We start from the raw sequence: 22,839 nt of genomic DNA, 5'->3' as shown, positions 1-22,839 counted from the left end.
GTGAAAGCCTTGGCCGCCCGACGCCGACACCCCGCCGCGATCGCGGTGCTGCTGCTGCTCGGCCTGCTCGTGACCGGTGGCGCCTACTCGTTCCTGGCTCCGAAGGATGCCAACGCCGCCGCGTCGGTGGCCGCCGACCAGGTCCAGGAGGGCAAGGACCTCTTCATCGCCAACTGCGCGAGCTGCCACGGCCTCAACGCCCAGGGCACCAAGTCGGGCCCCTCGCTGGTCGGCGTGGGCGCGGCTGCGGTCGACTTCCAGGTCGGCACGGGCCGGATGCCGCTCGCCGGACCGAACGTCCAGGCCCCCATCAACAAGGTGAAGTTCTCCGACGAGGACATCGCCGCCCTGTCGGCCTACGTCGCCTCGCTCGGCCCCGGCCCCTCGGTCCCGGACGAGAAGTACACCAAGGTGATCGAGCCCGGCACCCCGGAGAACAACCGGGCGATCGCCGAAGGCGGCCAGATCTTCCGCGTGAACTGCGCCATGTGCCACAACTTCGCCGGCGCCGGCGGAGCGCTCACCCGCGGCAAGTACGCCCCCTCGCTGCAGGACACCACGCCGCGGCACATCTACGAGGCGATGATCACCGGCCCGCAGTCCATGCCGGTCTTCAACGACTCGAACCTCACGCCCGAGGCGAAGCAGAAGGTCATCTCCTACCTCAAGGCGCAGGAGGACCAGACCAACGTCGGCGGGTTCACCCTCGGCAACCTCGGGCCCGTCTCCGAGGGCCTGTTCGCCTGGGTGTTCGCGCTCGGCATCCTCATCGGCTGCGCCGTCTGGCTGGGCAAGAAGGCCGCATGACCCGCAACTGCATCGTCCCGCTCACGAACGACGACAGGACCATCACCCGATGACCGACCACGAGACCACGCCTGACGAACCGGGCAGCGAGCTCGTCCCTGCGCCCAGCGACGGACACGAGCTGCTTCCCGCCTCGCTGATCCGTGGTGCCGACCAGTTCGAGAACCCCGGCCTACCGGCCCACATCCACCGGCTCGCCGACGACCAGCCGAAGGCGGCCAAGCGCGCCGAGCGCCAGGTGGTGGCGCTGTTCACCCTCTCGATGATCGCCACGCTCGTCTTCCTCGTGGGCTATTTCGCCATCCCGGACGACGCGACGTTCTTCTTCCCGGGCATCGGCAAGGCCTCCACGCTCAACGTCGCGCTCGGCCTCTCCCTGGGCTTCGCGATCTTCTTCATCGGCATCGGTGCGGTCCACTGGGCCAAGACGCTCATGTCGGACGAGGAGATCGTCGAGGACCGCCACCTGCAGGCCTCGAGCACGAAGGACCGCGCCGAGGCGGTCAAGGTCGTCGCGGACGGTGTGGACTCGACGCAGCTGGGCCGCCGCCCGATGCTCAAGTACACCCTCGGCGGCGCTGTGGGCCTGTTCATCCTGCCGCTCGGCCTGCAGGTCGTCGGCTCGCTCGGCCCCACGAATGTCGAGCAGCTGAAGACCACGATCTGGGATCCGAAGTACAACGACGGCAAGCCGATCCGACTCATGCGTGACCCGGAGATGACCCCGATCAAGCTCTCGGACGTCACGCTCGGCTCGGTCTTCCACGTCATGCCCGAGACGCTCCAGAAGTACATCGACGAGGGCAAGGAAGTCCTCGAGCAGAAGGCCAAGGCGGCCGTCATCCTGATCCGTCTCGACCCCAACCTGATCAACAACCAGCAGGAGAAGGAGTGGGGCATCGACGGCACGGTGGCCTACTCCAAGATCTGCACCCACGTCGGCTGTGCGGTCGGCCTCTACGAGCAGCAGACGCACCATCTGCTCTGCCCCTGCCACCAGTCGACCTTCGACCTCACCGAGAACTGCGAGGTCATCTTCGGTCCGGCCAAGCGGCCGCTGCCGCAGCTTAAGATCATTGTTGACGACGCGGGTTACCTCGTCGCCCCGCAGGGCTTCCAGGAGCCCGTCGGACCGAGTTTCTGGGAGCGTGCCCGATGAGCACGATCAACGACACCCGTCCCGCTGACGCACTGCGCGCCGGCGACCGGCAGGCAGATGCGCAGCACGCCGCGAACAAGCAGCTGGGCGGCATCGCCGGATGGTTCGACGACCGGCTCGGCGGCGCCAAGGGCGTCTCCTACCTGTCCAAGAAGGTCTTCCCCGACCACTGGTCGTTCATGCTCGGCGAGATCGCGATGTACTCGATGATCGTCTGCCTGCTGACCGGCGTGTTCCTCACCTTCTGGTTCGTGCCGAGCGCCAGCTCGGTCGTCTACGACGGCTCGTACATCCCGCTCCAGGGCGTCACCGTCTCGGACGCGTACCGCTCGACGCTGGACATCTCGTTCGACATCCGCGGTGGCCTTCTCATCCGCCAGATCCACCACTGGGCCGCGCTGGTGTTCGTCGTGTCGGTCTTCGTCCACATGTCGCGCGTGTTCTTCACGGGCGCGTTCCGCAAGCCGCGCGAGATCAACTGGGTGTTCGGCACGATCCTGTCGCTGCTGGCCTGCATCGAGGGCTTCGCCGGATACTCGCTGCCCGACGACCTGCTCTCGGGCACCGGCATCCGCGCCATGAACGGCTTCGTCCAGTCGGTCCCGATCATCGGCTCGTACATGTCGTACTTCATCTTCGGCGGGCCCTTCCCGGGCGAGGCGATCATCCCGCGCCTGTACTCGCTGCACGTCCTGCTCATTCCCGCGATCCTCGTGGGCCTGTTCACGGCGCACATCCTGCTCGTGTTCGTGCACAAGCACACGCAGTACCCGGGCCCGGGCCGGACGAACAACAACGTCGTCGGCTACCCGTTCATGCCGGTGTACATCGCCAAGGCCGGCGGCTTCTTCTTCATCGTCTTCGGTGTCATCGCCCTCATCTCGGCAGTCGTGACGATCAACCCGATCTGGGCGTATGGCCCCTACGACCCGTCGCCGATCACGGCCGGCTCTCAGCCTGACTGGTACATGGGCTTCGCCGACGGCGCCCTACGTCTGCTGCCCGGCTTCCTCGAGTTCGAGACGTTCGGCTTCACGTGGAGCATGAACATCTTCCCGGGCTCGATCCTGCTGCTACCGATCATGTGGACCCTCATCGGCGTCTACCCGTTCGTCGAGAAATGGGTCACCGGCGACAACCGGGAGCACCACCTGCTCGACCGTCCCCGGAACAACCCGACCCGCACCGCGATCGGCGTCGCCGGCATCACGGCATACGTCGTGCTCTTCTTCGCCGCCGGCAACGACCTCATGGCGATCAAGCTGCACCTGTCGATCAACGACATCACGATGGCGCTGCGCCTGCTGTTCTTCATCGGCCCGCCGATCGCCTTCTGGATCACCAAGCGCATCTGCCTCAGCCTGCAGCGCGCCGACCGCCAGAAGGTGCTCCACGGCCGCGAGACGGGCACGATCTGGCGCTACGCCGACGGTCGGTTCGAGGAGATCCACGCTCCGCTCACACCCGAGGAGCGGTGGCCGCTCGTCCAGCACGAGGTCATGGAGCCGCTCCAGATCACGGCCGAGAAGGACCCCAACGGGGTCGCGAGCCCCGTGGCCCGCAGCCAGCGCCTGCGTGCCAAGCTCTCGAACTTCTACTTCAAGGACCGCGTCGCGCCGCCGACCCCGTCGGAGCTCGAGGCCGCGCACGCCGAGCATGCCCCGCACGCCCCGGCCCCCGAGGCGCAGCCCGAGGCCATCGAGGCCGGCGCCAGCCAGGAGCGCGAGACGGTCAAGGCCACCAAGCAGGACTGAGCGCGCGCTGGGCCCAGTGGCCCGTCGAAAGGCCCCGGTTCCCGCAAGGGACCGGGGCCTTTCGGCTGGGCACCTTCCCCCTGGCCCGCATCCCATCCGGGCAGGTCATATGCCGCTGGCCGTCGGATGCCGCTGTCCTGTTCGCGGCCGCTGGCCCTTCCCACGCCGCCCGCCGGCGCGCCGCCAGTGACGGCCGTGGGGCCCCAAAGGGGTTCGCGCGGAGGCGTCTGCGCGGCGTGCGAGACTCGCACCATGCAGCACCTCACGGACGAGGAGTTCGAGGAAGCCGTCGGCGAGGCCCTCGACTCGATCCCTCCCGAGCTCGCCCGTGCCATGGACAACGTCGTCGTGCTGGTGGAGCAGGAGCCACCGCCAGATGACCCCGACCTGCTGGGCTACTACAGCGGCACTCCCCTGACCGAGCGGGGCACCTGGTGGGACGCCGGCTCCCTGCCGGACCGCATCACCATCTTCAAGGGACCCCTCGAGCGGATGTGCGACTCGACGGACGAGCTGCGCGACGAGATCGCGATCACCGTCGTGCACGAGATCGCCCATCACTTCGGCATCGACGACGCCCACCTGCACGAGCTCGGCTGGGGCTGAGCCGACGACAGCCATCGCCCACATACAGAGACGCCCGAGGACCGCTCGGAGCCCCGGAAGCGCAGGGATGTGCACGGCGTCTCGCCGGTGGGACAGTTCCTCAGAGAACCCTGTGAGGGCCCTTTACGACCCTAGGGGCGAGGTCTACCGTCGAGGGAACCAACAACCGATCGGACGGAGGTGCCCTCGGATGTTCTCTCCCACACGATCGCACTGCGAGCCTGAAGGGCCGTGAAGGAAGCCAGACGACTGAAGGGGAAGGCCAGGCGCCTTCCCCTTCGGCATGTTCGGGAACGGGTGAGGCCCGGCGCGTCAGCGACCGGGCCTCACGTTCGTCGGGCGTGGCCTCAGATGGAGTACTCGCCCGAGAAGGACTCGAAGACCCACAGGCACACCGCGACGACGCCGAAGAAGGCGCCGATGATGAACAGCCACCACCCGATCGCGAGACCGGCGAAGCAGAGCGCGCCGGAGGCGCCGAGCCACAGCGGGGTCCAGGAGCTGGCGACGAAGTAGCCGTAGTTGCCCTCGGCCTCGGCGATCTCGCCGGAGACGTTGTCCTCGGGGCGCAGCGGCAGCTTCTTGCCGGTCATCCAGAAGTAGAAGCCGGACAGCAGGAACAGGCCGCCGGTCAGCACCAGGGCGGTGAGCCCGATCGGCTCGGTCCACTTGGTCCAGAACCCGTAGATCAGGGTCACCGGGACGAAGAAGACGAACAGGTAGATGAAGAGCTTGGTCTCGACGCGCATCGGGGTCAGTCCTCACGCCTGTCGGTGGTGGTCGCCGGCTCGTGCTCGGCGGTGTCAGCGCCGCCCATGACCTGCACGAGGGTGCCCTGGTCGGCCACGGGAGAGTATCCGGCTGCGGCCTCGGGGTGGTGCAGGTCGAACGCGGGCCGCTCGGAGCGGATCCGCGGCAGCGACGTGAAGTTGTGCCGCGGCGGCGGGCACGAGGTCGCCCACTCGAGCGAGGCGCCGTAGCCCCACGGGTCGTCGGACTCGACGAGGGGGGCCTTCTTCCACGTCTTCCAGACGTTGTAGACGAACGGGATCATCGAGGCGCCGAGCAGGAACGCGCCGCAGCTCGACACGATGTTCGCCGCCTGGAAGCCCTCTTCCGGCAGGTAGTCGGGGTATCGGCGGGCCATGCCCTCGACACCGAGCCAGTGCTGGATGAGGAAGGTCGTGTGGAAGCCGATGAAGAGCATCCAGAAGTGGATCTTCCCGAGCCGCTCGTCGAGCATGCGGCCGGTGAGCTTCGGCCACCAGAAGTAGTACCCGGCGAACATCGCGAACACGACGGTGCCGAAGACGGTGTAGTGGAAGTGCGCCACGACGAAGTAGCTGTCGGAGAGGTGGAAGTCGAGGGCCGGGCTGGACAGGATGATGCCGGTCAGACCGCCGAACAGGAAGGTGATGAGGAAGCCCATCGCCCACCACATGGGGGTCGCCATGACGACCTTGCCGCCCCACATGGTGCCGATCCAGTTGAAGAACTTCACGCCGGTCGGCACGGCGATGAGCATCGTCATGACCGCGAAGAAGGGCAGCAGCACCTGACCGGTGACGTACATGTGGTGCGCCCAGACGCTCGCCGACAGGGCGGCGATCGCGATCGTGGCGAAGACCAGCGTCTTGTACCCGAAGATCGGCTTGCGCGAGAAGACCGGCAGGACCTCGCTGATGATGCCGAAGAAGGGCAAGGCGATGACGTATACCTCCGGATGGCCGAAGAACCAGAACAGGTGCTGCCACAGCATGGCACCGCCGTTCTCCGGGTCGAAGATATGCATCCCGAACCGTCTGTCGCCGCCGAGCGCGAACAGCGCGGCCGCGAGGATCGGGAACACGATGAGGATCAGCAGCGAGGTGACCAGCGCGGTCCACGTGAAGATCGGCATCCGGAACATCGTCATGCCCGGCGCGCGCATACACACGATGGTGGTCACGAAGTTGACCGCACCGAGGATGGTGCCGAAGCCGGCGAGCGCGAGGCCGAAGACCCACAGGTCCCCGCCGAGGCCCGGCGTATAGCTGACGTCCGACAGCGGCGCGTACGCGAACCAGCCGAACGCGGCCGCGCCCGACGGCGTGAGGAAGCCTGCGGAGGCGATCAGGCCACCGAACAGGTAGAGCCAGTAGGCGAACATGTTGAGCCGCGGGAACGCCACGTCGGGCGCACCGATCTGCAGCGGCATGAGGGCGTTGGTGAACCCGGCGAACAGCGGAGTCGCGAAAAGCAGCAGCATGATCGTGCCGTGCATCGTGAACAGCTGGTTGAACTGCTCCTGGTTGTCCACCACCTGCAGGCCGGGCGCCATGAGCTCGGCCCGGATGAGCAGGGCCATGATGCCGCCGAGCAGGAAGAAGATGAAGGAGGTGATGAAGTAGAGGTTGCCGATCACCTTGTGGTCGGTCGTCGTCACCCACTTGACGAAGGTCTGCCCCTTCGCCAGGCGCGGACGCGCCATCGAGGCCGGAACCTGGGCCTCGCGGTTCACGGTTGCGGAGGTCATTGGTTGCTCCCAGTGCGGGCGGGTGCGGGGATCTTGTCAGCGTCGGCCGGGACCATCTTCTCGCGGCTCGCGTCGACGGGGATCAGGCCGGTCTGACCGATGGACGCCAGGTGCGCCATCTCCTGGTCGTACTCCTGCTGGGTGACGACCTTGACCATGAAGAGCATCTCGGAGTGGTAGGCGCCGCACAGCTCGGCGCACTTGCCCTGGAACTCGCCGGTCTGGGTGGGCACGAGCTGGAACTTGTTCGTCTTGCCCGGGATCATGTCCATCTTCATCATGAACTGCGGCACCCAGAAGCTGTGGATGACGTCGCGCGCGTTGAGCACGAACTCGACCCGCTTGTCGACGGGCAGGAAGAGCACCGGCATGTCGGCGCGCTTGCCCGTGGTGCCGTCGAGCTGGACGTGGACGCCGCTCTCGTGGACGTTCGAGTCGATGTAGTTGAAGTCCCAGCTCCACTGCTTGGCCACGACGCTGATCGTCAGGTCGGGCTTCTGGCTGGTGCTGGTGAGGGCCGACTCGTCGCGGGCGGTGTAGTAGAAGAAGACCGCGACCATGAACACCGGGATGACGGTGTAGAGCAGCTCCATCGGCACGTTGTACCGGAGCTGGACGGGCAGCGTCTCGTCACCCTTGCGCTTGCGGAACCGGACGGCCGCATAGATCATCAGGCCCCACGTGAGGAAGCCGACGAGAAGCACGGCGATCCAGCTGCCGATCCAGAGGTTCTCGACGCGGTAGCCGCTGTCGGAGACCGGCTGCGGGAGGTAGCCGTTCTGGATCCGGCCCTGGCAGCCTGTCAGCGCCAGACCGGCCACCGCGGCGAGCCCCGCCATGCGGATCGCCCTGCGTCGCCCTCGGGCCCGGGTCACCACCGGCGCTCCCGCGGGCGTCTCATCGTGCTCAGGCACCAGGTGCACCTTTCGTTCCGTTCGTGAGTGCGCGGCGCGCGCACATTCGAGCGAGTTCACGTCGATCTCAGGGCACGCTGTGCCCACCCACCGAACCCTACCGCCCTGCCCAGCGCCTTGTCCGGCAGGGGGCGGCTAACGTTGCGGCGTGGTCAGTCACGATCTGGGCACGCCCGCGAGGCGCCTGCTCGACGCCGCGTCGGGCCCCCTTCACCCCGTCGCCCGCGACACTCTCGTGGCTGCCGTCGAGGCGGGCTGGGCTGACCCCGCGCGGCTCTATACCGAGGGGCGTCGGGCCCGAGCGCTGCTCGACCGGGCCCGTGAGGTGGTAGCCGCCGGGATCGGGGTCCGACCGAGCGAGGTGAGCTTCCTCCAGAGCGGTCCCAGCGCGCTCACCAGGGCGCTGGAGGGACTCCTCTCGGCCGCCAGCCGCCGCGGAGCGCGCACGGTGGCCTCCGCGGTCGAGCACTCCGCCGTCCTGGTCCCTGGCCGCGGGCGGTCGGGGCGCGCGGACGACCCCGGCCTGCTCGCGGAGATCCCCGTCGACGAGACGGGCCGGGTCGACCTCGACGCCTGGCGCGCGGCGCTGACGGCCCCTGGCACGGTCGTGGCGGCGCTGCAGAGCGCGAACGGCGAGGTCGGCACCCGCCAGCCGCTCGAGGGCGCCCACGCGGCGACCGAGGCCAACGGCATACCTCTGGTGGTCGACGCCATGGCGTCACTGGGGCGCGAGCCCGTGCCGCCGCACTGGGAGGTCCTGGTCGGCGACGCCCGGTCGTGGGGCGGTCCACCACTCGGTGTGCTCGTGGTGCGCGACGGCGTGCGCTGGAGCTGGCCCGACGCCCGCGCGGACGTCGAGCACGGTCGCACCGACGTGACGCCGTGGGTGCCGCTGGCACTCTCGGCGGCCGAGGCCTGGCAGCAGTCCCAGGCGACACGCAGCGCGGACGACGCGGTCGAGCGACGCCTCGTCGACATGGTGCGGACCGCAGCAGCAGCCGTCCCGGACACGCAGGTTGTCGGCGACCCGGTTGACCGGCTTCCCCACGTGGTGACCTTCTCCAGCCTGTACGTCGACGGAGAGGTCGTGGTCGGCGCGTTCGACGCGGCGGGGTTCGCCGTGGCGAGCGGCTCGGCCTGCACGTCGAGCACCCTCGAACCGAGCCATGTCCTAGCCGCCATGGGTGTGCTCACTCACGGCAACGTCAGGATCACCCTCCCTCTGCTGGCCGTCTCGCCCGGCGTCGCGGCCGATGTCGAGGACTTCTGTGCCGCGATCGGACCGACCGTTCGCTCGGTGCGCGAGCAGCTGGGGGTGGCCGACCTGTGACGGGCCAGCAGAGGGACATACCCGGCGAAGTGCCCGCCGAGGTGCCCGCCGAGGTGCCCGCCGAGGTGCCCGACAGTGGCCACGTGGTGGTGGACTCCCGCGGCGAGCGATGCCCGCTGCCGGTGATCCGGCTGGCTCGGGTGGTCAGCGAGCAGCCGGCACTGCGCGCCGTGACGGTTCTGGCCACCGACCCGGCTGCCGCGCACGACATCCCGGCCTGGTGCCGGATGCGCGGCCACCGCTACGTCACGTCGCGCGACGAGGGCGACCACACGGCATACGTCGTCGAGCTGCTCAGGCCCAGCGCGCCGGCAACGGGGCGCTGAGCACGGCCGGCAGCATCGCGAGGTAGTCCGCGCGCGGCACCTCGCGCACGCCCAGCGTGGCCAGGTGCGGCGTCTGCCACTGGACGTCGATGAGACGGCGGGGGTCCCCATCGACGACGAGCAGGTCACGCAGGCCGACGAGTGCGGCCTTGGACGCGTCGCGAACGCGGTGGAACATCGACTCCCCCGCAAAGAGCCCTCCGATCGCCACGCCGTAGAGCCCGCCGACGAGCTCGCCGCCCTGCCACGTCTCGACCGAGTGAGCCCATCCCGCCTCGTGCAGGGCGTGGTATGCCGTCGCGATCTGCGGGGTGATCCAGCGCCCTTCGCGGTCGGGCGAGGCACAGGCCGCGACGACCGCTCCGAAGGCGCTGTCCACCCGGATCTCGAAGCGGGGCAACGACTTTCGCAACGACCGGCTCACCTTGAGCTCGCTGGGGCGGAGGACTCCGCGCGGGTCGGGTGACCACCACCCGATCGGCTCGCTGCCGTGGTCGCCGATGCCCATCGGGAAGACGCCGATCGAGTACGCCTCGTACAGTGTGCCGAGCTCGAGGTCGGCGCCGATGCCGATGAGGTCCTCCCCGTCCGGAACGCGGTCCAGCGCGAAGTCCCAGGGCGTCGGTGGCGGTGGCGTGGGCACGGTGACCGCTTCGGCTCTCGTTCGGCGCTTGGTATCGGTGACCGTCAGGCGGGCGGGGTCAAGGACGGGGGCAGCGGATGCGGGGACCGATCTCGGCGGCCGACTCAGGGCCGTACGCCTCGGTCAGCCGTTGCAGGAACCGCGTCTGGCCCAGCTCGTACTCCTGGGTGCCGACCGTCTCGATGACGTAGGTCGCGAGCATCGACCCCAGCTCGGCACATCGCTTCATCGGCAGGTCGTTGGCCAGGCCGGTGAGGAAGCCGGCACGGAACGCGTCGCCCACGCCGGTCGGGTCGGCCTTGCGCACCTCCCGGGCGATGCCCACGTCGATCGGGTCCTCGCCGCGCACCCGGATGGTCACGCCGTCCTTGCCGCGGGTCTTGACCTGGACGCGGACCCGCTCGGCGAGCTCGTCCTCGCTCCACCCGGTCTTCTGGCAGGCCAGGTGGCTTTCGTACTCGTTGGTGAACAGGTACTCGGCGCCGTCGACGAGCCGCTCGATGGTGTCGCCGTCACAGAACGCGAGCTGTTGGGACGGGTCCGCCGCGAACGGTATGCCGCGCGACCGGCACTCGTCGGAGTGGCGCAGCATCGCCTCCGGGTCGTTGGCGCCGACGACCACGAGATCGAGGCCGCCGACGCGCGCTGCCACCGGCGCGAGCTCGATGTCGCGTGCCTCGGACATCGCCCCCGCATAGAAAGTCGCGATCTGGGCCATGTCGCGGTCCGTGGTGCAGATGAAGCGGGCCGTGTGCTGCGACGCGGAGTAGTGCACCGAGCCGCAGTCGACCCCGTGGCGCTCGAGCCAGGAGCGGTAGTCCGTGAAGTCCTCCCCCACCGCGCCGACGAGCACTGGCCGCAGGCCGAGGTTCGCCATGCCGAAGGCGATGTTCGCCGCGACGCCGCCACGCCGGACCTGGAGGTCCTGGGTGAGGAACGACAGAGAGATCTTGTCGAGCTGCTCCACGACGAGCGAGTCGGCGAAGAGGCCGTCGAAGGTCATCAGATGGTCGGTGGCGATGGATCCGGTGATTGCGATCTGCACAGCAGAGAACCTAGCGCGTGGGACACCGCTGCGACCTACCCGCTGGTACGGGTGTTCAGCAGGAAGCCGGCGACCTAGCGTTGATCCATGAGCCAGGCACTGGAGTTCCCCTCGCCACGAGACGGGCTCGACTCGGGCAGCGTTGCCGAGCTCGTCGAGGACTGCCGGGACCTCTCCCTCCCTCGCACCGCGCCGCCGGCATGGCAGCCCCAGCACGTCGACATCGTCGTGCCGGAGGAGGCGCCGCGGATGCTACTGGGTCTCGGCGACTACGGCAGCTGACGCCGGCTGACCGCAGCAGTGCCTGACATCGCGAAGGGCCCGACCGGTGACGGTCGGGCCCTTCGTGGTTGCCGGTCTGGGGTCCGGCGACGAGCTGGGATCAGCTGAAGGAGTCGCCGCAGGCGCAGCTGCTGCCGGCGTTGGGGTTGTCGATCGTGAAGCCCTGCTTCTCGATCGTGTCGGCGAAGTCGATGGTCGCGCCCTCGAGATACGGCGAGCTCATGCGGTCGACGACGACCTCGACGCCGTCGAAGTCGCGGACGAGGTCACCGTCGAGGGTGCGCTCGTCGAAGTAGAGCTGGTAGATCAGGCCGGAACAGCCGCCGGGCTGGACGCCCACGCGGAGACGGAGGTCGTCACGACCCTCCTGCTCGAGGAGGCTCTTGACCTTCGTCGCGGCGACGTCCGTCAGCACGACACCGTGGGCGGGAGCCTCGGTCTGAACCTCGGCGGGAGAAGCGTTCGTCTCGACACTCATGTGTTGGTCCTTCACGTCGTGGAGCACGGGTCAGGAGTGACAACCCATGCCATGCCGGATCTGTTCCCGGTCACCCCAGGATACGTCGGGTGCGCCTCGCGCCACGCATCCCCGCCGTGTTCTCCGGCTCACGATGGGCTCACGATGGGCTCGCGGTGGCTCACGATGTGGACGGCGACCAGGTCCGTGCCACTCTGGCGGTGCGTGCGGTCAGCTGTCCGACGGGGTCGGCGAGGGAGGCGGCAACGTGTTCCGGACGGTCGGCGACGGCATACACAGCGGCCAGGCCGGCTGCCATCGACTCGCGGCGGCCGACCAGCGACTGCCCCGGGATGGCGATGGCCGGGATCCCCACGCGGGCTGCGGACTCGGCGACGCCGACGACGACCTTGCCTCGCAGGGACTGCCAGTCGAAGCAGCCCTCCCCCGTCACGACGAGGTCGGCGTCGGCCAGCAGGTCGCCGAACCCGACCGCGTCGAGCACGGCCTCGACCCCGGACACGCGTCGTGCACCGAGTAGGTGCAGCGCGTACCCGAGGCCGCCTGCTGCTCCCGCTCCGGGCTCCCGCTCCGGGCGGAGCAGGTTGCCGGTGAGCAGGTCTCGTGCCGGGGGCCTGACCCGGGACACGATGTCGGCGAAGTGACCGAGGGCGTTCTCGAGTCGCTGAGCGTCCTCCTCGGAGGCACCCTTCTGCGGAGCGAACACGGCGCTCGCGCCCTTGAGGCCGAGCAGGGGCGAGTCGACGTCGCTCGCGATGACGAGGTCGACGCCGGACAGTCGGTCACGCGCCGCGTCCAGGCCGGCCACGTCGTCGACGGTCGTGACCTCGAGGGCCAGGCCGCCCCGGGCGAGCCGGGCCACGCTGCCGACCCCCAGCGCTGCCAGCAGCCCCGCACCGGCGTCGTTGGTGCCCGACCCGCCGAGACCCACCACGACCCGCCGGGCCCCGGCGTCGAGGGCTGCGAGCACGAGCGTCCCGACCCCGTAAGTGGTCGTTCTCGTCGGGTCGCGCTCGTCCGGAGCGAGCAGGTGGAGCCCGGCGGCCTGCGCAGACTCGACGTATGCCGTCCGCTCGGCGGCGCCGTCGACGAGCAGGATCGTCGCGGGCACCTCGTGGCCGAGGGGGTCCGTCGCGACCACCGCCTGCATCTCGCCGTCGAGGTTGGCCGCGAGCACGTCGACGAAGCCGGGCCCGCCGTCCGAGAGCGGCACGAGCGTCAGCGTGTCGTGCGGTGCCGAACGGGCCCACCCGTCCGCCATCGCGGCGGCAGCCTGCTGCGCAGTGAGAGACCCGGTGTAGCCGTCCGGAGCGAGGATGACGTGCACGTGCGGCATCCTCCCACTCCGTCTGACTGGTGAGGCGGAGCGGCCACTCGACCCTGACGGGGTGTGACAGAGCGACCACTCGACCCTGACGGGGGTGTGACGGAGCGGCCACTCGACGTGACGGGTGCGCGGCTTCTCAAGTCGAGTGGCCGCGTCGTTCCACGCGACCTCTCCGGTCGAGTGGCCGCGTCGTCCCATGCGGTCTCCTACGTCACCTGCCGGGCGGGCAGGAACAGTCCCGAGTCGCCGAACTCGTGCCACGCGTAGCGGTGCTCGACCGCGGCGTCGTACGCCACCTGGGTCAGCTCCGGCCCGGCCACGGACTCGACGAGGAGCAGGTGCGAGGCGTCGGGGTTGTGCCATCCGGTGACAAGACCGTCGACGACCCGGGCCGGGCGCACGGGAGAGATCACGAGGTCGGTCCAGCCGGCCGCCGCATGGACGAGCCCGAACTCGTCCGTCGCCGACTCCAGCGCCCGCGTCGCCGTCGTCCCGACCGCGACGACCCGGCCTCCGCGGGTGCGCACGTGGTTGACGAGCGCAGCGGTGCTGCCCGACACCGCGAACCGCTCCGGCTGCGGCGCCTCACCTGCCTCCTGCGAGGAGAGGCCCGTATGCAGCGTCACCGGCGACACGAGAATCCCCGCCGAGACCAGACGCGTCACGAGCTCGTGCGTGAACGGGCGTGCCGCGCTGGCCATCTCGGCGCTGCCGGGCAGGTGACCGAAGACGGTCTGGTAGTCGGCGAGCGGGAACCGGGAGCGCAGGTAGCCGTAGGCGATCGGCCTGCCATGGACGCGAAGGTATGCGGCGAGGCCGCAGTCGCCGAGCTCAGCCGCACGCCAGAGTCGGTTCCCGCGACCGCTCGGCGAGGACCCGGGCTCCGGGTACGGCGCCTCGAGGCGCAGTCGCGGCGCGGCACCACGGGCGCCGCGCCCGCCGCGGAGCTCGACCAGGTCGCCGTCAGTCGCATCGAGGATCGGGCGCGCACCGTCCGGCGCGGTGCGCAGCTCGACGACCCAGCTGCAGTCGTCGAGCTCGGTGGCGACGTGGACGACGACCGAGCCCCGACCCGCGAGTCGGCCGTCGGTCTCGGCGGCGACCGTCGCCGAGTTGTTCACCACGAGCAGGTCACCGGGACGCAGGTGCTCACCGATGTGGTCGAAGGTCGTGTGGGTCACGGACGTCGCGCCACCGCTGTCGGTGGCGGCCTGCGCAGCCACCAGGAGCCGGACGCCGTCGCGGCGGACTCCTCGAGCCTCCGGCGGGGCGTCGGCGGTCAGGTCGTCGGTCGGCCGGAACGCGGTGTGCGGCTGGTGTGCGAGCGCAGCAGTCACGAGACCACCGCCGGGTGCTCAGCCGCCGTGCGATCCGAGGTGTCGCCCGCGCTCGCCTCGCTCGAGCCACCGGCCGCGCCCTCCCTGAGGTCAGCGGCCCGGTAGCGACCGCTTGGCGGTCTGGCGTCGAGCAGAGCCAGGATCCCCGGCACCGCAACCTCCTCCGGGAGCGGCCGGTCGCTGATGTCCTCGCCGAGGAACGCGTCCTGGTGCATCGCGGTGCGCATGTCGCCCGGGTCCACGGCATACGCCCGAATGCCGTCTGCCTCCTGCGCCAGCGTCAGCGTGAGGTGGTCGAGCGCGGCCTTCGAGGCGCCGTAGCCGCCCCAGGTCTCGTAGTGCTCCACCCCCGCGTCGGAGGACACGTTGACGACGGCCCCACGGGCCACTTCCAGGGCGGGAAGCAGGCTCCGCACGAGATCGTGCGGCCCGAGGACGTTGACAGCGAGCACCGCTGCCAGGTCGTCAGTCGTCAGGTCCCGCACCGGACGCAGCGGCACCGGGCCCAGCGTGCTGGCGTTGTTGACGAGCAGGTCGAGCCCGGCGTCCCCGACCAGCTCGGCCACTGCGGCGACGACCTCGCGACGGTGCACGGCGTCGGCGACATCGCCGACGACGCCGACGACGGTCGCGTCGCCGGCCGGAGTCGAGAGGGTCCCAGGAGAGGCAGTGCGGCCGGAAAGGTCGGTGACCGTGTCGCTGAGGTCGTAGGTACCACGGGCCGTGACGACGAGGCGCCAGCCCCGATCCGCGAGGGCGCTCGCGAGCGCCCGGCCCAGGCCGCGGGTCGCGCCCGTGATGAGTGCGGTTGGCATGTCGTCTCCTTTGCTCCAGGGCCGGGGTGCCCTGCTGCGCTCAGCGTCGAACATCAAGGTGACTTGAAGTCAAGCACCGACATCGATCCACGCATGGACCACTGGGCGGTCGACCCGGCCCGGCGGCATACGATCTGGGCATGACGACGGACACGGCCTCGGCACCGGCCCCGCTGCCCCTGCTCGTGCTCGGCCAGGGCACCGACCTGCACACCGAGCGCGGCGTCGAGTGCCCGGGCGACCTTCCTGCCCCCTCCGACCCGGGCCTCGTCGAACGCGCCCGGGCGGCCAAGGCCGCTCTCGGCGACCGCGTGTTCGTGCTCGGTCACCACTACCAGCGCGACGAGGTCATCGAGTTCGCGGATGTCACCGGGGACTCCTTCAAGCTCGCGAGAGATGCGGCCGCACGACCCGACGCGCCGTACATCGTCTTCTGTGGCGTGCACTTCATGGCCGAGTCTGCCGACATCCTCACGGGGGACGACCAGACGGTGATCCTCCCTGACCTCGCGGCCGGCTGCTCCATGGCCGACATGGCGGCGATCGCCCAGGTCGAGGACTGCTGGGAGCAGCTGCATGCGGCGGGTGTCGCGGACCAGACGATCCCCGTCACGTACATGAACAGCTCGGCCGCCATCAAGGCTTTCACGGGGCGCCACGGCGGCACGATCTGCACGTCGTCCAACGCGCGGACCGCCCTCGACTGGGCGTTCGAGCAGGTCGGCGGGCTCGGGCTGGACGGCAGCGGCACCGGCAAGGTCCTTTTCCTGCCGGACCAGCACCTCGGTCGCAACACCGCCGTTCGCGAGCTCGGGCTCTCACTGGACGACTGCGTCGTGTGGGACCCGCACCGTCCGAACGGCGGCCTGACCGCCGAGCAGCTCACGAGCGCCCGGATGATCCTCTGGCGCGGCCACTGCTCCGTGCACGGGCGCTTCTCGGTCGACGCGGTGGAGACTGCTCGACGCGAGATCCCGGACGTCAAGGTTATCGTGCACCCCGAGTGCCGCTACGAGGTCGTGGAGCTGGCCGACGAGGTCGGGTCGACCGAGAAGATCATCCAGACGATCGCGGCAGCGCCGGACGGCACGTCGTGGGTCGTGGGCACCGAGCTCAACCTCGTGCGACGTCTGGCGACGCAGTTCCCGGCCCAGCGGATCGCCTTCCTCGAGAAGAACGTCTGCTACTGCTCGACGATGAACCGCATCGACCTGCCGCACCTCGTCTGGGCGCTCGAGTCGCTCGTCGAGGGGCGCGTGGTCAACCCGATCCGAGTCGACCCACAGGTGCAGGCCGAGGCTCGGGCCGCGCTCGACCGGATGCTCGCCCTGCCCGGCACGACCCACAAGGACTGAGGGCCCCGGTGCCGAGCGCCTCTGGCGACCTCCACCGGGTCGCGGTGATCTCCGATGTCCACGGCAATCTCACGGCGCTCGAGGCGGTGCTGGCGGACATCGAACGCCGCGGTATCGAGCCGGTCTTCAACCTCGGTGACGTCGTCGGCAAGGGTCCGCGCGGGTCTGAGTGCATTCGCCTGACGCAGGACCGATGCGCCGTCACCGTTCGCGGCAACTGGGACGCGTTCATCGCCCGCGACACTGTCCAGCCTTGGCAGCACGCGCAGTGGGTCCGCGACGGGCTGTCACCGTCGGAGCTCAGCTGGCTCGGAGCGCTGCCGAACGTCCATGAGCTCACGCTGAGCCGACAGCCGATCCGGCTCTTCCATGCCTCGCCCGTCAGCGAGTTCACCCGCGTCTTCACGCCGACGGAGGAGGCGGAGTTCCGCGCGTTCGTCGCCCAGACCGGCTTCACCGGCGACGGCCCCGTGCCGACGATCGTCGGATATGGCGACATCCACGGCGCCTACCTGGCCGTCGACTACGGCATCACGGTCTTCAATGCCGGGTCGGTGGGCAACGCCCTGGACGCCCCCGGCGCGCCCTACGTCATCCTCGAGGGCGAGCCCGACGACCCGGACGACCCGGATCCCGGGGCGGCTGGCCACGTGACGATCGGGTTCGTGCGGGTGCCCTACGACGTCGAGGCGGAGATCGCCGTCGCCGCCGAGCTCGGTATGCCGGGGGTGGAGGCATACGCCCTGGAGCTGCGTGAGCAGCTGTACCGCGGGTCGTCGCTGCCCGTCAGCTGAGGCGCCCCCTGCTGGTGAGGTATGCCGTGGGTGACTCGGGCACGCTGCTTGAGTGGCCGGTCAGCGGGGCAGCGCGCCCAGACGCGCCAGGAGGACGGCCTCGGCGGTGCACACCTTCGCGAACTCGCCGAGGTGCAGCGACTCGTTCGCCCCGTGGGCCCGGGTGTCGGGGTCCTCGACCCCGGTGACGAGGATCGCGGCGTTCGGGAAACGCTCGGCGAACGACGCGACGAAGGGGATCGACCCACCGACGCCGATGTCGACCGGGTCGGCGCCCCACGCGTCGGCGAAGGCGGCGCGTGCCTGGTCATACACGGGGCCGTCGGCATCGGCGGCAAACCCGCTGCCGTGCTCGTCGAGCGCGACCTCGACCCTGGCGCCCCACGACGCGTGCTGCTCGAGGTGGCCCTTGAGCAGCTGGAAGGCATGGGCCGGGTCCGCATCCGGCGGGATGCGCATCGACACCTTCGCCGACGCGGCAGCCACCAGGGTGTTCGACGCCGTCTCGACGGACGGGGCGTTGATCCCGATCGTCGTGATGGCGGGCTTGGTCCAGATGCGGCTGAGGATCGAGCCGGAGCCGATCACGTCGACCCCGTCCAGCAGCCCGGACTCCGAACGCAGCCGGGCCTCGTCGTAGTCGAGGTCAGCGGCCTCCGTCGGCTCGAAGCCCGCGACCGCGACGTTGCCCGCGTCGTCGTGCATCGTGGCCAGCAGCCGCATGAGCGCCATGATCGCGTCGGGTGCCGCGCCACCGAACATGCCGGAGTGCACAGAGTGGTCCAGCGTCCGCACGGTGACGACCACGCGCACCATGCCGCGCAGCGTCGTCGTGAGGGCGGGGGTGCCGATGTCCCAGTTCGTCGAGTCGGCCAGCACGATCGCGTCGGCCTCGAGCTTGTGGCCATGCCGTTCGAGGATCGTCGCGAGCGAGTCCGAGCCGATCTCCTCCTCCCCCTCGACGAAGACCGTGACGCCGACCGGGAGGTTGCCGGCGTGGGCGCGCAGTGCGGCCACGTGAGCCATGACGCCGGCCTTGTCGTCAGCCGCGCCGCGCCCGTAGAGCCGCCCGTCGCGCTCGGTCGGCTCGAAGGGCTTGCTGGCCCAGTCCGCATCGTCTCCAGGCGGTTGGACGTCATGGTGCGCGTAGAGCGTGACCGTCGGTGCGCCCTCCGGGCCGTCGATGTGCGCGATCACGGCGGGGCGGCCGCCTTCACGCACGATCTCGACGTCGAGACCCTCCGCGCGCAGGAGGGCGGCGACGGCCTCTGCGCTCTCGTCGACGTGCTGCTGCGGGAACGACCCGAGCGAGACGCTCGGGATGCGGGTCAGCGCCTCGAGGTCGGCCTGGACCTGCGGCATCAGCTGGGCCACGCGGTCGCGGATGGACTGGATCTGGTCGGGAGCGAGCACGTCTTCGGTCACCCGCCGACTCTATCCAGCCGCCCGTCATCCACTCGAAGGGCGTTGTCGGCGCCTGGCGGTAGGTTCTGCAGGGCATGGGAGAGAACGCGTTCGCGGCAGGTCAGGAGCCCTGGCTGGAGCGGCTGGGCAACCTGCGCAACGTCGTCCGGCAGGAGCTCGTGAGCCGGCAGCTCGACAGGCACCTGCCCCCGGGACCACTCCGGGTGCTCGACGTCGGCGCGGGCCAGGGCACCCAGGCCCTGCGACTCGCCGCCCGCGACCACGTTGTCACCGCGGTCGAGCCCGACCCACGGATGCGCAGCGAGTTCGAGCGGGCCGCCGCCGCGCTGACCGAGGAGCAGCGCGCCCGCGTGACCCTCCTCGCCGCCGACCTGACCGGGCTCGCGACGGTGGCGCGCCCGACGGCATACGACGTCGTCATGTGCCACGGCGTGCTCATGTACCTCCCGGAGAGCGCAGCCGCGATCAGGGCTCTGGCGCGCCACGCGGCGCCGGGAGGCGTCGTCTCCGTCGTTGCGCGCAACGGCGACGCCATGGCCTGGCGACCTGCCGCGCGGCACGACTGGGCGGGGGCCATCTCGATGCTCGACGAGATCGCGCGGGCGGCAGCCGAGGGCCGGGATGCGCGCTACCGCAACGAGATCGGCGTCGACGCTCGGGCCGACACGCTCACGTCTCTCGAATCTGCCTGCGCGGCAGCCGGTCTCACCATGGAAGCGTGGTACGGCATTCGCGTCGCGACCGACGGCGTCGCCGTCGACACCCCGGCCCCGGGTGAGCCAGAGCTGTCGGCCCTCCTCGACGTCGAGGACCGCCTCGGCGCAACCGAGCCGTATCGCCGCCTCGGCACCCTCCTGCACCTCATCGCCCGGCCCCGTCCCAGCTGACAGCCGCCGCAGGACGGGCGAGTGGTGCTTGACTCGGAGCATGGACCCGGTCGACGAGGCCTTCATCGCGGTTCCGCGGGCGCGCTTCCTGCCGCGAGGAGCGCGCTGGCGCGCCGGCCACGACGGTCCGATCCACATCGGCCACGGCCAGACCAACTCCCAGCCCCGCACCGTGGCCGACATGCTCAGGCTGCTGGACGTGCAGCCGGGCCAGCGAGTGCTGGACGTCGGCTCGGGCTCGGGATGGACGACCGCCCTGCTTGCTCACCTCACCGGCCCCGAGGGCGAGGTGGTCGGGGTCGAGCTCGAGCCGGACCTGGTCAGCTGGGGCGCGTCCAACCTCGCCGGGTGCGGTATGCCGTGGGCCACGATCCACGAGGCCGCGCCGGACGTGCTCGGCGACCCCGAGCACGCACCCTTCGACCGGGTGCTCGTGTCGGCTGAGGCGACCTCGCTACCGCAGCCGCTGGTCGACCAGCTGGCCGACCCCGGCCGGATGGTCCTGCCGATCCAGAGCCGGATGACGCTCGTGGAGCTCGACCGGGACGAGCTGACGACGAGCACGCACGGTCTCTACCGCTTCGTCCCGTTGCGGCAGAGGCGGGAGTGACGGTCGTGGCGCGTGCCACGAGTGCCCGTTGGGGCACCGAATGGGCGTGGATTCGGGCGGATTCAGGCTCAGGGGCCCGCGCGGCTTAGAGTGTCCCCGTGTTCGGACGCAAAAAGACCCTCAACGACGAGCTCGCACCCCAGGTCGAGACGCAGACCGACCGATCCGGCGCCAAGGGTCGGCCGACGCCCAAGCGGCGCGACCAGGAGGCGCTCAACAAGCGTCCGCTCATCGTGACCGACCGCAAGGCCGCTCGTTCCACCGACAAGACGGCCCGCCGCGAGGCGATGGCCAAGCAGCGTGCCGGCATGATGACCGGCGACGAGCGCTACCTGCCCGTTCGAGACAAGGGGCCCCGCCGTCGCTTCATCCGCGACAGCGTCGATGCCCGGTGGAACATCGGCGAGTTCATGCTCCCGATCATGCTGATCGTGCTGCTGCTCAGCTTCGTGAAGACCAGCTGGGCCCTGCTCGCGGTGTTCGTCCTCGTCTACGGCCTGATCCTCGTCGCGATCGGCGACGCCATGCTCATGTGGCGGCGGATCCGCAGGCGCGTCGACGACAAGTTCGGCCACTCGGAGAAGGGCGACGCGTGGTACGCCATCATGCGCGCCTTCCAGATGCGCCGCACCCGGATGCCCAAGCCGCAGGTCGCCCGCGGCGAGAGTCCCCGCTGACCGGCGAGCCCGTGTAATGGTTCGGCGCGCGTCGCGCCTGGACCGACGAGCAAAGCGAGCGCAGCGAGCCAGCCGAGGAGGGAAGGCGCGACGTGAAGGCGCGCCGAACACGGCGAGCGGAGCGAGCCCAGACAACTCACAGCAGGTCGGCGAAAGCGAGCGGCTGCCGCGTGACGGCATACGTCGCGAAGTACAGCTTCTCGACCGACCCGTCGGACGCGCGGACGACCTCGAGCACCTCGCCGCGCTCGCGCCCGGCGACGGCGCGGTAGCGATCCGGGCCGTCAGCCGCATACCGCGTCTCGGAGAGCGGTTCGTCCTCGCTGAGGCGCGACCAGAGCTCGCCCTCGCGCACGAAGAAGGTCAGCGGCGACCCTTCGGACCACCACAGCCCGAGCAGCTCGTCGAGCTCAGGGTGGGCCGACTCGGGAACCCACGCCGGGGCCAGGGTCGGCTCCGCCTCGAGGACCGAGTCGACGAGGTCGGTCGCGAGCGTCAGCGGCAGCGCGCCTGAGGTCGTGTTGGCGAAGACGACGGCCGCGAGTCCCTCCTTGCGGCGCACTCGCAGGCCGGCGAGGTAGCCGGGCATGGCGCCGCCATGCCCGACATAGACACGGTCGCCGCGGCGGCCCATGCCGAAGCCGAGGCCGTATGCCCCGCTCCAGCCGTCGACATCGGTCATGATCAGCGGCCGGCACATCTCCTCGACCGTCTCCGGCCGCACGACCCGGTCGTCTGGGTCGGCGACGTACGCGGCGTACCTGGCCAGGTCGGCCACGGTGGACCACAGGCCGCCGAGCGGTGCCGTGGCGTTCAGTGTGAACAGCGGCTCTTCGCGGGCGGTCCCCGCGTACGGGTCGATCTGGTAGCCGAGGGCGCGGTCGTCGGCCGGCTCGAGGCCGGTGCGGGTCATCCCCAGGGGCTCGAGGACCCGCGCTCGCACGACGTCCTCCCAGTCCTGCCCGGTGACCTGCTCGATCACCTGGCCCAGAAGTCCGTAGGCGAGGTTGGAGTAGTGGAACGCGTGGTGCGCAGGAAGGACCTGCTCGGCCTCCTCGACGCCGTCGAGGAACGCGGCACGGTCAGGGGCCTCGAGAATCTCCCAGATATTGCCCACCGGCTCGCGCTGCAGTCCCGAGGCATGAGCCAGCATCTGCCGCAGCGGCACCTGAGCGTGCCTGGTGCCGGGCAGGAACGTCCCCAGCTGGTCGTCGAGGCTCAGGCGGCCCTCGTCGCGCAAGGACATCACGGCCAGCGCCGTGAAGGTCTTGGTGACCGAACCGATCATGAACTGGGTGTCGTCGTCGGCAGCGACCGGCGTCTCGCCGAGACGAGCTGATCCGACGTGTGCCGACCACACGAGCCGGCCGTCCCGCACCACTCCGACGCTGACCCCTGGCGACCGCCACTCCTTCTGCGCGGCGACCACCTGACGGAGCAGCGAGCGCTCCAGCCCGTCGGAGAGCGACCCCGAAGCGGCCGCGGCGTCCACGGCGCTCATTCGGCCGCTCGCAGGCTCATCGGGCCATAGACGACGGCGTCGTTCTGACGGAGCGTGACCGCCTCGACACCCGCAGCGAGCAGCTCACGCCACGACTCTCCGAGGTAGCTCTCGGCATCGCTCTGGGTCGGGAAGCCGCTGGTGGCCAGGCCCTCCCCGGCCATGCTGTTGCCGTGGTTGTCGAGATACAGCCAGGTCCAGTCACCGCTCATGGCGTCACCCTAGTTGGCGCGTCCACCGAGGCCGCATGGG

24 protein-coding genes are annotated in these 22,839 nt (G+C 70.1%); 12 read left to right on the top strand and 12 right to left on the bottom strand.

All coding sequences use genetic code 11. From position 1 onward, the window contains the following. The 4 genes from qcrC (at position 1) to ACYVLP_RS02200 (ending at position 4,326) form a co-directional block, all read left to right on the top strand. Positions 1-807, top strand: coding sequence for a cytochrome bc1 complex diheme cytochrome c subunit (gene qcrC / locus ACYVLP_RS02215; protein ID WP_460625704.1), 807 nt, complete (start codon positions 1-3; stop codon positions 805-807). Between the two features lie 49 nt (positions 808-856). After that, positions 857-1,966, top strand: coding sequence for a cytochrome bc1 complex Rieske iron-sulfur subunit (gene qcrA, locus ACYVLP_RS02210; RefSeq protein WP_460625703.1), 1,110 nt, complete (start codon positions 857-859; stop codon positions 1,964-1,966). Continuing rightward, entirely contained in the window at positions 1,963-3,720 is a 1,758-nt protein-coding gene (qcrB, locus tag ACYVLP_RS02205) for a cytochrome bc1 complex cytochrome b subunit (RefSeq protein ID WP_460625702.1), read from the top strand. The genes qcrA and qcrB overlap by 4 nt, the downstream gene beginning before the upstream one ends. 252 nt (positions 3,721-3,972) lie before the next feature. Further along, complete coding sequence (locus ACYVLP_RS02200; protein ID WP_460625701.1) at positions 3,973-4,326, top strand: metallopeptidase family protein; 354 nt, start codon at positions 3,973-3,975, stop codon at positions 4,324-4,326. Positions 4,327-4,673: 347 nt separating this feature from the next. On the opposite strand, the gene ACYVLP_RS02195 is transcribed toward ACYVLP_RS02200, so the two are convergent. From ACYVLP_RS02195 to ctaC, 3 genes are read right to left on the bottom strand one after another with little or no spacing between them, the layout of a single operon-like run. After that, positions 4,674-5,075, bottom strand: a complete 402-nt coding sequence (locus ACYVLP_RS02195) for a cytochrome c oxidase subunit 4 (protein ID WP_460625700.1) — start codon at positions 5,073-5,075, stop codon at positions 4,674-4,676. 5 nt (positions 5,076-5,080) lie between these two features. Then, a complete protein-coding gene (gene ctaD, locus ACYVLP_RS02190) occupies positions 5,081-6,841 on the bottom strand; it encodes an aa3-type cytochrome oxidase subunit I (RefSeq protein ID WP_460625699.1) in 1,761 nt (586 codons plus the stop codon). Then, on the bottom strand, positions 6,838-7,755 hold the full coding sequence (ctaC, locus tag ACYVLP_RS02185; RefSeq protein ID WP_460625698.1) for an aa3-type cytochrome oxidase subunit II: 918 nt from the start codon (positions 7,753-7,755) through the stop codon (positions 6,838-6,840). The genes ctaD and ctaC overlap by 4 nt, the downstream gene beginning before the upstream one ends. 148 nt (positions 7,756-7,903) lie before the next feature. On the opposite strand from ctaC, the gene ACYVLP_RS02180 reads away from it, so the two are divergent. Both ACYVLP_RS02180 and ACYVLP_RS02175 read left to right on the top strand, forming a co-directional pair. Continuing rightward, the gene (locus ACYVLP_RS02180) at positions 7,904-9,085 is read left to right on the top strand and encodes a cysteine desulfurase family protein (protein ID WP_460625697.1); all 1,182 of its coding nucleotides are present in this window, start codon (positions 7,904-7,906) and stop codon (positions 9,083-9,085) included. Beyond that, a complete protein-coding gene (locus ACYVLP_RS02175; protein WP_460625696.1) occupies positions 9,082-9,411 on the top strand; it encodes a sulfurtransferase TusA family protein in 330 nt (109 codons plus the stop codon). Before ACYVLP_RS02180 ends, ACYVLP_RS02175 begins: the two co-directional genes overlap by 4 nt. On the opposite strand, the gene aat is transcribed toward ACYVLP_RS02175, so the two are convergent. Next, positions 9,380-10,054 carry a leucyl/phenylalanyl-tRNA--protein transferase gene (gene aat, locus ACYVLP_RS02170; RefSeq protein ID WP_460625695.1) on the bottom strand — a complete coding sequence of 225 codons (675 nt, stop codon included), beginning with the start codon at positions 10,052-10,054 and terminating at the stop codon, positions 9,380-9,382. The genes ACYVLP_RS02175 and aat overlap by 32 nt on opposite strands. Positions 10,055-10,112: 58 nt before the next feature. After that, entirely contained in the window at positions 10,113-11,099 is a 987-nt protein-coding gene (locus ACYVLP_RS02165) for a carbohydrate kinase family protein (RefSeq protein WP_460625694.1), read from the bottom strand. Between the two features lie 87 nt (positions 11,100-11,186). Between ACYVLP_RS02165 and ACYVLP_RS02160 the strand changes: the two genes are divergently transcribed. Continuing rightward, positions 11,187-11,381, top strand: a complete 195-nt coding sequence (locus ACYVLP_RS02160; protein ID WP_452267844.1) for a hypothetical protein — start codon at positions 11,187-11,189, stop codon at positions 11,379-11,381. A 100-nt stretch (positions 11,382-11,481) separates the two neighbouring features. Here the strand turns inward: ACYVLP_RS02160 and erpA are convergent, their stop codons facing one another. From erpA to ACYVLP_RS02140, 4 genes are all read right to left on the bottom strand, one after another. Next, positions 11,482-11,859 (bottom strand): iron-sulfur cluster insertion protein ErpA, encoded by a 378-nt coding sequence (gene erpA / locus ACYVLP_RS02155; RefSeq protein WP_045192555.1) that lies wholly within the window; start codon positions 11,857-11,859, stop codon positions 11,482-11,484. A 160-nt stretch (positions 11,860-12,019) separates the two neighbouring features. Continuing rightward, positions 12,020-13,186, bottom strand: coding sequence for a glycerate kinase family protein (locus ACYVLP_RS02150; protein WP_460625921.1), 1,167 nt, complete (start codon positions 13,184-13,186; stop codon positions 12,020-12,022). Between the two features lie 206 nt (positions 13,187-13,392). Continuing rightward, on the bottom strand, positions 13,393-14,523 hold the full coding sequence (locus ACYVLP_RS02145; RefSeq protein WP_460625693.1) for an S-adenosylmethionine:tRNA ribosyltransferase-isomerase: 1,131 nt from the start codon (positions 14,521-14,523) through the stop codon (positions 13,393-13,395). After that, positions 14,520-15,338 (bottom strand): SDR family NAD(P)-dependent oxidoreductase, encoded by an 819-nt coding sequence (locus ACYVLP_RS02140; protein WP_460625692.1) that lies wholly within the window; start codon positions 15,336-15,338, stop codon positions 14,520-14,522. Before ACYVLP_RS02140 ends, ACYVLP_RS02145 begins: the two co-directional genes overlap by 4 nt. Positions 15,339-15,478: 140 nt before the next feature. On the opposite strand from ACYVLP_RS02140, the gene nadA reads away from it, so the two are divergent. Continuing rightward, positions 15,479-16,693: a quinolinate synthase NadA gene (nadA, locus tag ACYVLP_RS02135; protein WP_460625691.1), complete on the top strand. Its 1,215-nt coding sequence runs from the start codon at positions 15,479-15,481 to the stop codon at positions 16,691-16,693. Positions 16,694-16,701: 8 nt separating this feature from the next. Next, entirely contained in the window at positions 16,702-17,487 is a 786-nt protein-coding gene (locus tag ACYVLP_RS02130; protein ID WP_460625690.1) for a metallophosphoesterase family protein, read from the top strand. Positions 17,488-17,547: 60 nt separating this feature from the next. On the opposite strand, the gene ACYVLP_RS02125 is transcribed toward ACYVLP_RS02130, so the two are convergent. Next, positions 17,548-18,912 carry a M20/M25/M40 family metallo-hydrolase gene (locus tag ACYVLP_RS02125; protein ID WP_460625689.1) on the bottom strand — a complete coding sequence of 455 codons (1,365 nt, stop codon included), beginning with the start codon at positions 18,910-18,912 and terminating at the stop codon, positions 17,548-17,550. A gap of 74 nt (positions 18,913-18,986) precedes the next feature. Here ACYVLP_RS02125 and ACYVLP_RS02120 point away from each other — a divergent pair, with 74 nt between their 5' ends. The 3 genes from ACYVLP_RS02120 to ACYVLP_RS02110 all read left to right on the top strand — a co-directional run bounded on the left by ACYVLP_RS02120 (position 18,987) and on the right by ACYVLP_RS02110 (position 21,086). Next, a complete protein-coding gene (locus tag ACYVLP_RS02120) occupies positions 18,987-19,799 on the top strand; it encodes a class I SAM-dependent methyltransferase (protein WP_460625688.1) in 813 nt (270 codons plus the stop codon). Between the two features lie 40 nt (positions 19,800-19,839). Further along, positions 19,840-20,409 carry a protein-L-isoaspartate O-methyltransferase family protein gene (locus tag ACYVLP_RS02115; RefSeq protein ID WP_460625687.1) on the top strand — a complete coding sequence of 190 codons (570 nt, stop codon included), beginning with the start codon at positions 19,840-19,842 and terminating at the stop codon, positions 20,407-20,409. Positions 20,410-20,507: 98 nt separating this feature from the next. Further along, on the top strand, positions 20,508-21,086 hold the full coding sequence (locus ACYVLP_RS02110) for a DUF3043 domain-containing protein (protein ID WP_460625686.1): 579 nt from the start codon (positions 20,508-20,510) through the stop codon (positions 21,084-21,086). A 136-nt stretch (positions 21,087-21,222) separates the two neighbouring features. Here ACYVLP_RS02110 and ACYVLP_RS02105 read toward each other — a convergent pair whose 3' ends face one another. Together ACYVLP_RS02105 and ACYVLP_RS02100 are read right to left on the bottom strand one after the other, a co-directional pair. Further along, complete coding sequence (locus ACYVLP_RS02105; protein WP_460625685.1) at positions 21,223-22,587, bottom strand: serine hydrolase domain-containing protein; 1,365 nt, start codon at positions 22,585-22,587, stop codon at positions 21,223-21,225. Then, complete coding sequence (locus tag ACYVLP_RS02100) at positions 22,584-22,799, bottom strand: hypothetical protein (RefSeq protein WP_460625684.1); 216 nt, start codon at positions 22,797-22,799, stop codon at positions 22,584-22,586. The genes ACYVLP_RS02105 and ACYVLP_RS02100 overlap by 4 nt, the downstream gene beginning before the upstream one ends. Positions 22,800-22,839: the final 40 nt, after the last annotated feature.

It is taken from the genome of Intrasporangium mesophilum (assembly GCF_054783095.1).
This window is presented reverse-complemented; position numbering and strand designations above follow the sequence as displayed.

Coding starts and splice junctions, on each gene's coding strand:
- qcrA (WP_460625703.1), top strand. CDS start 857: ATGACCGACCACGAGACCACGCCTGACGAACCGGGCAGCGAGCTCGTC.
- qcrB (WP_460625702.1), top strand. CDS start 1,963: ATGAGCACGATCAACGACACCCGTCCCGCTGACGCACTGCGCGCCGGC.
- ACYVLP_RS02160 (WP_452267844.1), top strand. CDS start 11,187: ATGAGCCAGGCACTGGAGTTCCCCTCGCCACGAGACGGGCTCGACTCG.
- ACYVLP_RS02105 (WP_460625685.1), bottom strand. CDS start 22,587: ATGAGCGCCGTGGACGCCGCGGCCGCTTCGGGGTCGCTCTCCGACGGG.
- ACYVLP_RS02115 (WP_460625687.1), top strand. CDS start 19,840: ATGGACCCGGTCGACGAGGCCTTCATCGCGGTTCCGCGGGCGCGCTTC.
- ACYVLP_RS02120 (WP_460625688.1), top strand. CDS start 18,987: ATGGGAGAGAACGCGTTCGCGGCAGGTCAGGAGCCCTGGCTGGAGCGG.
- nadA (WP_460625691.1), top strand. CDS start 15,479: ATGACGACGGACACGGCCTCGGCACCGGCCCCGCTGCCCCTGCTCGTG.
- ctaD (WP_460625699.1), bottom strand. CDS start 6,841: ATGACCTCCGCAACCGTGAACCGCGAGGCCCAGGTTCCGGCCTCGATG.
- erpA (WP_045192555.1), bottom strand. CDS start 11,859: ATGAGTGTCGAGACGAACGCTTCTCCCGCCGAGGTTCAGACCGAGGCT.
- ACYVLP_RS02140 (WP_460625692.1), bottom strand. CDS start 15,338: ATGCCAACCGCACTCATCACGGGCGCGACCCGCGGCCTGGGCCGGGCG.
- ACYVLP_RS02200 (WP_460625701.1), top strand. CDS start 3,973: ATGCAGCACCTCACGGACGAGGAGTTCGAGGAAGCCGTCGGCGAGGCC.
- ACYVLP_RS02100 (WP_460625684.1), bottom strand. CDS start 22,799: ATGAGCGGTGACTGGACCTGGCTGTATCTCGACAACCACGGCAACAGC.
- ACYVLP_RS02195 (WP_460625700.1), bottom strand. CDS start 5,075: ATGCGCGTCGAGACCAAGCTCTTCATCTACCTGTTCGTCTTCTTCGTC.